We start from the raw sequence: 1,561 nt of genomic DNA on the forward strand, positions 1-1,561 counted from the left end.
GGTGTAGCCGCTGCCTTCGAACTTCACCGAGGTGTCCGTCGGCGTGGTGACGGTGACGTCGGTCAACTTGGGGGGGCGCACTTTAAACGCCTTGGCAGTACTCAGTCCCGACGGGACGGTTTGATAGGTTTGCTCCGCCACCAACGAAATCGTCCCTGGCGGTACTTCAACCCTGGCATTCCAGGAGCCATTCGACGCTACTGTGCCTTGGCCGACCGGTCTACCGATAACATCGAGCCTCACTTCGACGCTGGCGCCCTCTATTCCATCTCTTCCATATACCGTGAAACTCATCTCCTTATTGGCTGTGGACCGGGTGATGCTCGGTTTACCCAAAACAGTGAAGGAACGGTGTTCCTCGGTATATCTAATGGGTCCGCTCCCCGACTGATAGGCAGCCTGTGCTAACCAGGGTCCATTGGCCAGGAGCTTGCCCCGGGCCTCCCACGTTTTCTCGGTGTTGACGGAGACTCTTTCAGACAGCTCAGTGCCGGCGTTAGGGAAAACCGCCCAAATTTGATTGCCTGGAGCTCCTCGCCCCTTGAAGACAAGCTCGTCGGCGCGCACGATGGCGTTCGCTGCGGGCTCTGTCAGTGTCGTCGAGGCCCGGTAAATGGTCTTCTGATTCGATTTAGCGGATGTCGCGGTATCTACTTTTTGTATCGCGTAATAGGTCAGAGTATCCAACCCGCTCGGCATGTCGAATATGGCGGTCCAGCTACCATCGATCTTGATTTCGGCAGCACGCAAAAGACCATCGCCGTCAGCATTATGAACAGTGATCCAGCCGACACCATGTATGCCACCGTACCCTGTAACAGTGATTGATGCCGTGGCGATCTCACCCGACGGGCCTGTGATGGTAGGAGCGCTGGGCACAAACCTATAGGTTTTATCAGCATAGATATGAGGATCGTCCCCGAGGTATATGTCATACACGTACTCAAACCATACCTCTACAAAACTGGCATTTCCCTGCACCTCTAAAGTCGCGTTTATTTCATGCCATTTCCCGTCTTGAATCCCGTTATCGCTAGTTAGCTCGCGCCAACCCGTATCGGCTGCCGACTTAAGTTTGATGTAAACATTACCCTTGTTACGACCGTTATCTTTCGCGCTGTATTTCGGCCTCGTCAATTGAAAAGACCTGCCGTCTGCCGACCATGCATACAAGGCAGTAAAATTCGCCCAAAGAGAACCACCAATCGCCTCTAGAAACACTTCTCCCGTTAAGGAACCAGGAAATGACACATCCTCGGAATCAGGAGCATCGTCAATGTGACTGACCGCCCCCTCGTTATCATCTCCCTGCGAAGCATCTTTTGGCTCGCTTTCTTCTAAGTCGTCGCCAGCGCCCATGACTAACTCCTCAACTATTAACTGAAGCAAAAAAAGGCACTGGTTAGAAACGCCAAGAGCCTTCTTAAGCGCAGTAAATGCCAAATCAGGTTACCTAAACACCTGTTAGTTCTGACAGTACCGACGAGTGGCGGGGGCCCCGGTGCAAGAAAATTCGGGTGACTACAGCGCCTTGCGCAACGGACTACAGATCCGCCAGAAT

Annotated in this window: 1 pseudogene; it reads right to left on the bottom strand. The window is 53.2% G+C overall.

Annotated elements, in window-relative coordinates:
- Positions 1-1,359, bottom strand: a pseudogene (locus tag GSM73_RS16725) (hypothetical protein); the annotation flags it as partial.
- Positions 1,360-1,561 lie beyond the last annotated feature (202 nt).

It is taken from the genome of Pseudomonas sp. PICF6 (assembly GCF_009831705.1).
GTDB lineage: Bacteria > Pseudomonadota > Gammaproteobacteria > Pseudomonadales > Pseudomonadaceae > Aquipseudomonas > Aquipseudomonas rhizophila.